Annotated in this window: 9 protein-coding genes; 5 read left to right on the forward strand and 4 right to left on the reverse strand. The window is 32.2% G+C overall.

Annotated elements, in window-relative coordinates; translation table 11 throughout:
• Positions 1 to 402 precede the first annotated feature (402 nt).
• Both LG296_RS21325 and LG296_RS21330 read left to right on the forward strand, forming a co-directional pair.
• Complete coding sequence (locus tag LG296_RS21325; protein WP_193768087.1) at positions 403 to 876, forward strand: DUF2239 family protein; 474 nt, start codon at positions 403 to 405, stop codon at positions 874 to 876.
• A 91-nt stretch (positions 877 to 967) separates the two neighbouring features.
• Positions 968 to 1,384 carry a hypothetical protein gene (locus LG296_RS21330; protein WP_107937859.1) on the forward strand — a complete coding sequence of 139 codons (417 nt, stop codon included), beginning with the start codon at positions 968 to 970 and terminating at the stop codon, positions 1,382 to 1,384.
• 465 nt (positions 1,385 to 1,849) lie between these two features.
• On the opposite strand, the gene LG296_RS21335 is transcribed toward LG296_RS21330, so the two are convergent.
• Entirely contained in the window at positions 1,850 to 2,008 is a 159-nt protein-coding gene (locus LG296_RS21335; protein WP_404428049.1) for a hypothetical protein, read from the reverse strand.
• Between the two features lie 392 nt (positions 2,009 to 2,400).
• Positions 2,401 to 3,609, reverse strand: a complete 1,209-nt coding sequence (locus tag LG296_RS21340) for a hypothetical protein (RefSeq protein ID WP_404428051.1) — start codon at positions 3,607 to 3,609, stop codon at positions 2,401 to 2,403.
• A 150-nt stretch (positions 3,610 to 3,759) separates the two neighbouring features.
• Here LG296_RS21340 and LG296_RS21345 point away from each other — a divergent pair, with 150 nt between their 5' ends.
• A complete protein-coding gene (locus LG296_RS21345) occupies positions 3,760 to 4,179 on the forward strand; it encodes a hypothetical protein (RefSeq protein ID WP_107937860.1) in 420 nt (139 codons plus the stop codon).
• Positions 4,180 to 4,455: 276 nt separating this feature from the next.
• Positions 4,456 to 5,337, forward strand: a complete 882-nt coding sequence (locus LG296_RS21350) for a type II toxin-antitoxin system PemK/MazF family toxin (RefSeq protein WP_107842146.1) — start codon at positions 4,456 to 4,458, stop codon at positions 5,335 to 5,337.
• Positions 5,338 to 5,567: 230 nt separating this feature from the next.
• Here LG296_RS21350 and LG296_RS21355 read toward each other — a convergent pair whose 3' ends face one another.
• Positions 5,568 to 6,560 carry a replication initiation protein gene (locus LG296_RS21355; protein ID WP_107937857.1) on the reverse strand — a complete coding sequence of 331 codons (993 nt, stop codon included), beginning with the start codon at positions 6,558 to 6,560 and terminating at the stop codon, positions 5,568 to 5,570.
• 949 nt (positions 6,561 to 7,509) lie between these two features.
• Here LG296_RS21355 and LG296_RS21360 point away from each other — a divergent pair.
• On the forward strand, positions 7,510 to 7,641 hold the full coding sequence (locus LG296_RS21360; RefSeq protein WP_282433293.1) for a hypothetical protein: 132 nt from the start codon (positions 7,510 to 7,512) through the stop codon (positions 7,639 to 7,641).
• 53 nt (positions 7,642 to 7,694) lie between these two features.
• Here the strand turns inward: LG296_RS21360 and LG296_RS21365 are convergent, their stop codons facing one another.
• The gene (locus LG296_RS21365; RefSeq protein WP_107937858.1) at positions 7,695 to 8,198 is read right to left on the reverse strand and encodes a MerR family transcriptional regulator; all 504 of its coding nucleotides are present in this window, start codon (positions 8,196 to 8,198) and stop codon (positions 7,695 to 7,697) included.
• Positions 8,199 to 8,234 lie beyond the last annotated feature (36 nt).

Below are 8,234 nucleotides of genomic sequence, written 5' to 3' on the forward strand. Positions count from 1 at the left end.
TCTGTATAAATAGAATCCTTTAATCTAAAGGAAAAACAGGTTAAAGAATTCTATTTACACTTCTTAAGAACAGGTACTAAATTAAATTAGTTTAAGTTAGTTTAAGTTAAACTAACTATACTAGGGTGACTAGCTTTCGGAGAGTTAACTTAATTGGCAGCTTTGCTGCCAATTAGTAGTGCAGGATAAAGAGTGGATTCCATCCACTCTAAAAGCCCACCGTTGGTGAGCTTGTGGGTATTCCGTTCAAATGTTATTTGGAATCCAGTTGTAGAAAACTCACTGATAGCAATGCTTAAAAGGGATTCTATTAACTATTTTTAATAAAAGTTACTTTAATATATTTACTTTAAGTTACCTAAATTGTAATATTAAAAGTAACTTAAAGTAGAGGTGATTGGAATGTTTGTTATTCGTGGACGAGATGGTCAAATTTGTACAAGTACAGCGATGGATGAAACGTTTGGGGAAGAAATTCAGCATGAGACAAGGCAACAAGCTGAAGATGAATTGAAAGAATTAGAAAGATCATTGCCAAAAGGATTGTTTTCAGTTGTGGAATTGAATAAAGTTGGTCGGCCAAGTTTAGGGATAACTAAAAAAATCTCCGTTACATTGAGTGAAGAGAACTGGGAATGGTTAGATGAGAAAGCAGCCGGCAATCGCTCGAAATTTGTTCGTCAAACGATCTTAAATTCTCTTGGGAATGAATCAGAATGGGACAATTATGCTTGTTTGGGATATGCCATAAAAGGTGCAGAGAAGCTGGGCTATTCTCAAGATAAAATTCAAAAGCTCGTGAATGCGATTTATTCAGGATTTGATATGACGAGTGTTCCAGAAGCCAATAAAATTTATCGTGAATCAGAGTATTGAGAGATACCTTGAACAGAGGTTTTTGATTGGCTTTAGCCAATCTATAAGCGTTCACGCTAGCCCATTAAGAGGATAAAAAGAGGATACAATTATGGAATGCCTGTATTGCAAAACAGAAAATAAAAATAGTGAGATCCGTTGCACATTATGTGAAGCAGAACTCACTAAACAAAGACCTAGCTTGAAACAATTTATAACTTTTGATGGCTTCAAAAGTTATAAAGAATTAAATAATTTCCATACTTATGATCTTCTAAAACTACTTAAAGAAGTTCGGAAACAACGCTCAGACGCTTTTAATTTACTCAGAATGGCTTTAAAGCTTTCAAACGATACAGAAGTACCCCTTGAATTTAAAAACCTCACAGAAGACGATTATAAACGTTTTACAGCTTATGTGAATCTCGTTGAAGAAATTTTGATTGATAGAATTGGTTATAAACCAAAAAGAATTGACGATAAGCTCTTAATAGCCTGGGCTAATCGAATCGGTTTAAAAGAATACTGATCTGTCTAAAGACAATAAGACTGCCATAAAGGCAGTCTCTTTTTTGTTTTTAAGTTTATTGATCTTTGCTGTTTTCTTCAGAACTTACGACATATTCAACTTCAGGTTTTGTATCTGGAATAATTAAAATCTCTTCCCAAATTGGATACTTCAATCCATTTTCATTCATGCTTAACTCTCCATTCCAGAAGCTATTTATATTCAAAATTATATCACATCATTTTTTGAGAGTGCCCACTTATACACCCTGAAATTTTAGGTGTTCATTGGGGGAGTGCCCATCTACACACCTTCAGTATTTTGATGGCCATAAGAATGTTGCACATTTAGCCTGAAGGGTCCTAAAACACAACGTGCAGGATAAAGAGTGGTATACTACCACTCTTAAAAGCGCTTCGCACTTGGGTTTAGACTGAATACAGCATGTTTTGAGTTTGTATACGAACCGTATTGAAGCTAGTTATATCAATGGGAAATCAGTACTTTACCTGGAAAATAGGTTTTTGAAAAAACCGGTTTCGATTGCTGCAGCTCCAATTGTTTTTCAGTTGAAGTTTCTTTTAATTGATGAACCAGGACACGATCATCCCTTTGTTTGATTTTACTATTTAGTTTTTCATCCATGGCAGCCAAACGGCTGCTCTTTTTTACTTTAAGGTGACTGTGATTTCGTAATTACTTACCAAGTATGCCTAACATATGTACTGCACGTGCAGTATTCCGAATATGACGGGTTGATGATGGGCTGCAAGTGCAGCCTGTGAGAATCCTAAAATGAGGCGAATTAGTAATAAAGAGATATGCGAGAAATTTTCAAAATTTAAACTGGAGGAAATTACAATGGAATTACAATACAAGGACTTAACGCTAAAACTGAATGCACGATTTATTGTGGCAGTAGGTACCTTATTCTCCACTCTATTTATGCTGTATCAGCAAGTTAATTGATTGCAACTTGGGAAATCCTAAACAAAAAGCACTCCAAATCGGAGTGCTTTTTGCAAGATTTAATCCTTTTATTGTTGGTTTAAATCTTCTAAATTCCATGTAAGAGGTATAGCAAAATAATCTTCCTCTAAATTAGTAACGCTATTATCTCCACTAACATCAGCTAAATAAACCTTTTCATTTAATTCTAAGCTAGAAATAGCATCTGATGAAATGTATCCCTGTAAATTGATATATCCTACGAAGTTATCTGTATCTTGTTCAAAGGCTTTCTCCACTCCTGCAATAGTGTGAGTGATTCTATCTCCGTTATTATCAATCGTTCTTGCTTGCAATAAATCAACATCAATTTTATGTTGATGTACAAGAGCTTGTACATCAACATCAATTTTATGTTGATGTACAAGAGCTTGTACATCACCAAAACTTAAAGGCTCAGAAAATGTAACTGTGACTGCAATATCGTTTATTTTTTTAGATTTCAAAGCCTTTAGTTGTTCTTCTTGTTTATTTTTGTATGTTGAAATACCTGTTTCAGTTGTTTCTATTGCTTTATAATTTTCTATTGCTTTATATTCTGCAATAGCCTTTAAATCGGCCTCAACTGATGTATTTGTACTTGCTAAATTTAATTTTAGGGGTTGAATAGAAGCAAATGTGCCTCTATTATCTCCGTAAGTAAATGTATGTTGTACAGCCGTGGATTGAGTACAATTGTTATAGTCACTCAGCCCTTTTTTACTCATAGCAAATTGAGCTTGGATTTTACCACTATCACCTGAATCACCATCACGTTGATCTTTCCACTTAGTTGCCATCCAATATGCTGTGCTAGAAGCTACAGTTCCAAGTACAGTAACTTCTGATTCATCATTTGAACCAATGAAATTATTATCTTCTACATCTGTTTTAGGGTTTGGAAGATTAGTCGTAACTTGAGTTGCGGAAATTTCCAAATTACCAGAATCAGCCTTAGCCGTTTGATCCAAAGTTACGTATGCAGATGCATTATCACAAGCAGTGCCTGGATTATCGCCACCATTATTATAATCTTTTATATTCGTAACATTTGTACTATCAAACTTGAAATTAACTGTAGATTGCAAATAATGATTAGTCCCATCATAAATCATTGCCTGTGATCCACTACCGGATTTAGGCACATAACTTCCTTTACTGTAATCAGAATAACTCCATGCATAAGCGCTGTTTGTAGATAAAGTGAATAGTGTAAGACTTGTTGCTGCTATTGTTGCTAGAAGTGCCTTTTTTTTCATTTTCCTATACCTCCTAGATTATATGACCAATCTAATTTATATTACCAAAAATATACATAATTTAAATAATATGTAATATATATAACACAAAAATAAATCATAATTATAAATATGGTAAAATCGAATTTAAATAAATAAGGTGGTGGAAAATTGAAAAAAAAACAATCATTCATACTTATTGGTATAAACCTGGCTATAGTAAGCGTATTTTTAATACTGAATTACACGATGTATATTAGTTTAGTTGAACTAATACTAATAGTTATTTCTTTTACACTATTCGTTATCTTATTGGAAAATTTAGATTTAAAAACAAAATTTAGATTACCTTTTAATCTAATTGTCAGTGCTATTTATTTAAGTTTACTTGTCCTATCAGATTTAACATTAGATCACTTTACATTTTCACTATTCGAAAATGGTATTGAAGACGGTAGAGGATTAAGCCTTTTAGAAACAATATCGGAATTTAAGAATGATGCCTTTTTTCTTTTGCTGATCCTTCTCGCTTTATATTTTATCGCTTATTTATTATTCAATAATCGTTCTCGCCAAAAGGAAACTAACTAAATATTAAAATGGAAAAAGCAAGCCAATTGGCTTGCTTTTTTTGCGTAGAATATACAGGATTTTATGCAAAAGTCCCCCTAGAAAAGGGTCAGCTTCCCCTATTGGGTCTTATGTCAACTAAATATGTCGGTATGAATATACAGAACTCCACCCATTAATTGTTCTATATTAATGACATTCTAAAGAAGATTGTTTTATACTTGTTTCTATTCCGTTATTTGGGAATTTTAATGGAATTCCTGACTTTAGTACTAAAACATAGTGGGAGGTGAAATTATGCAACATAGGGAATATTTTAAAGGGTTGATAAAAAAAGATGAACATACTGGTACTACGCAAAGTGATGGAAAACGAGTATCTGATGAAGTAAAACTATTAAAAACTTTATTAGAATGTCAGGGACGTTTTGGGCAGAAGTATTTGGATGAGCCTTTAGAAGATGGAATTCGTTGGATTATGGGGTATTCAAATTACATAAATCAAACTTTACTTAAAGAAAAACCTAAACATTCGTTAAGAAAAGCATATAGTAAGGGCAGCATTCTTTATATCGATTTTTATGGGCATTTTGGTAATGAATTAACGTATGATCACCCTGCGATTGTATTAGCTGAATCTGGTAATGATTTAATTGTTGCCCCAATTACAAGTTCACCTAGCATTTATAATGATAGTCTATCTTACCATATTAGTTTACCAGCTCGTGATAAGGACTTCGGAAATATGCCTAATCCTTGTACTATTAAACTTGAACAGTTACGCTTTATTTCGAAGCGACGTATCTTAGTGCCTTTTAAAAGTAGGGTATCAGATAATGAGAAATTGAAAGAAATTGATATTGCTTTGATGAAGCTATTGGCTGAATTTACTTTTAATACCTATGAACAAACTAGCATAGGCTATGAGGAGCTGAAGATTTTAGCTGAGGAATCTCAAAATAAGCTAACTGAGGTTTTGGAAATAGCAGAGAAATTAGACCAAGAGTGCATTGAGTTAGACCAGCAAAATGAAATATTAAATACCGATATGGAAGTTTTGAAGTTTGAACTTGAGCAATTGCGTGCAGAAAATCAAGATTTAAAGGACCAAATAAAACATCTTGATTTAGAGAAAAAGGATTCGAATGTTGAAAAAAATCCCTCAAAAGTGGTAGATTAAGCAGGAACCTTGATTTTTTTCTAGAATTTTCACACTGCTAGGAATTGACATTTTTAAATTAGATTTAATATAATGGGTAACGTTGAAATTTATTTTTGGGCCAAGAGTCCGTTGCGCTTTTAGGTGCATAAATTATTGAAAGTTGTTTGATAGGGTCATGAACCCGGTAAATAAGGAAGAGGAGTAAGCGAAAGCTTACTCCTCTTCCTTTTTATTTTACAACCAGGTAATTATGCTCTTTCCTCAAGCCAGTTATAAAACATCGTATTTTTCTTTTCTTCTTTTTGAATTAATGACTGAAGTTCTTTTAAAATCCAATTCGCTTGTTCAATTAGCTCATTTGCCCGTTCTTTTGTAATACTTATTGGTTCTTCTATGTATAATTTCATTTCCTCTGTTTGACGTACAAGTTGAATCGCTCGTTCTCGATCATCACGCTCATCTAAATTAGTAAAGCGAAAAACATCTTCAAAAACTGTATCAATCAATATTTTCAATTCGTTAATTTGCTTTTTTGTCGCACTAACAAGTGTTTTACCATTAGACCAAATTAAATCAAACCCAATAATAGAACGCCCTCTTTTCTGTTCGTTATAACGAACATCAAGTTCTGTAAATTGGTTAATTTCATCGATTGCAGCATCAAGTACATATTGTTTAAACAAACTTGTATTATTTTGATAAGTCTTTTTTGTTTCAACACCAAATAAACGCATAATGGCGTCTTTTGAAATGGTTTTATGCCAATAACCATAATGAGCTTTTAAATAATCATATAACGTCCAACTGAAACCACTTTTAAATTGTGAAGTAATAGTTAAATCAGTGGTTACAAACTTTTCTTTCAGTTCTAAGATATGAGGGACCATTTCTTCAGACCAAACAAATTTAAAAAGTCCTCCAGAATACTTCATTCTTTGGAATACATTCCAATATTCAAATGTATCATCTTCTAAATCTTCTAATCCAACTTGCAAACTTAAAATACGTCGCGAATCTTTCTTTGCATCATCTGTCCGATATTGATCTATACTAAACTTTTTTTCAAAATCAGCCTTTCGAAATTCAGTTACACCGTTTTTTTGAGTTGAATAGATAGCGAATGCAAGCAACTGCATTTGATTTAATGTTAATCCTTGATTTAATTTTGCCATTGAAAATTCATTACTTTTCGAAATGCTATTTTCATAATTTATTAAACTTTTTTTTTCATTTTTTCTCACAAAATACCCCCTATAGCTTGTAAAAGAAAGAAAAATATTCCTTTTATCATCTTAATCTATTGAAAGTTAAAAAACAACATCTTTCAATAGATTAAGAGTATTTCTTTCAATAAATAGGAGTATTTCTTTCAATAAATAGGAATATTTCTTTCAATAAAACCCCTAAACCCTTGAAACTCTAGGGGTTTAGGGGTTTGCAAATATAATAAAAGTAATTAATCTATTAAATAATATAAAGATAATAGAAAATAAGTCTTTAGCTGTAGTAATTAAAGTATCAAGAAAAAACCAAAAAATTTTTTTTCCAAACCTAGTTCTCTAATTGCCACCTAGTAAATCTACCTTTTCTAAAAAAATGTTACCTGGAAATGATATATCTTTATGGATATAATCAATAAAGATATAAGGATTAGCTTTGACGCCTTCAATCCTGGAGGTGATAACATGCTCGAATCTTTGCTGATCGCACTAACTGTTGCATTCATTATTGATTTTTTTAATAAGTTCGAAATAAGCATTCAAATCAAAAAAAAATAGTCTGCTAAATAGCAGACTATAAGAAAGTTTTATAATAATTGAAAGGCTAAAAAGACCTTGTATCATCCACTCAAGTAGTTGCCGCTGCTTGAGTTTTTTTAGCTTTTCAACAAATTATTTAATATTTATTAAATAATTATTACTTTATTTATAACACAGCAAAAACATTCTTAAAACCTCTTGTAGACTTTTTTTCCGGAAAAGGTAGTATTTATCCCTTCGCAGCAGAACTCTCCATACAGCTATTACGACAAGCCTTTTAGCGCCAGGTTAACATGCCATTAATTTAATTCATTTACACATCCATTTTTCTTTAAAGCTTAGTCCGTTTTATAAATATATGAGTATAAACCTTTTAAATACTAAATATAGTAATGGTAGTTATTGAAAATAAAGAAAGTAGGGAAAAAATATGTTTCTAAAAAAGAAAAGAAGAAAATTAGAAGAATTATCAGATGAAGAAATTGCAATTGAATTCATGAAAACAGCAATAAAAATTAATAAGAAGATGGGTCTAAGAATAATAGGTATTAGAAAGGCATAATAGAGATTTATATAGAAATAAAAAACACCCCTTTTCTGGGGTGTTTTTTATTTCTATCGTGAAAATATTCTCGACCAAAAGCCTTTTTTTTCCGGTGTCAATTGTTGCATTTCAAGTTGTTTTTGCTCCATTGCCAGCTTTAATTGAGTTACCAATTGCCGATCTCGCTGCTCAATATAATTATTTAACTTTGCATCAATAGCTTCTAAAATGAACTCGCGTTCTTCTTCCACAGCTTTTTTAACTATGCTCTGCAATTCATCCTGCGATAAACGCACGATTCCCTGATTCACGCTAGGCGTTTTCGCGATATTTTCATCTTCCGAAACCGTTGTTATTGCTAACTTTACTGCGTTTTCAAAGGGTACTGACTTAGCCAGCAATTTCTTTAATTCTCTTAACACTTTATAATCGTGTTCATAATAAACGCGTTGACCGTTTTCATTGCGTGAAAAGACATACCCTTGTTTCTCTAACTCTATCGACCATCTACGCAGCGTCGAGGTTGTCACTTCCATTTGTTCTGCTACATCTTTTGAAAAATACCCTAATTCCATTTTTATGCGTTCACCACCCGTTTTTACAAATTCGTT

It is taken from the genome of Ureibacillus chungkukjangi, from assembly GCF_044795995.1.
GTDB classification, from domain to species: Bacteria; Bacillota; Bacilli; order Bacillales_A; family Planococcaceae; genus Ureibacillus; species Ureibacillus chungkukjangi.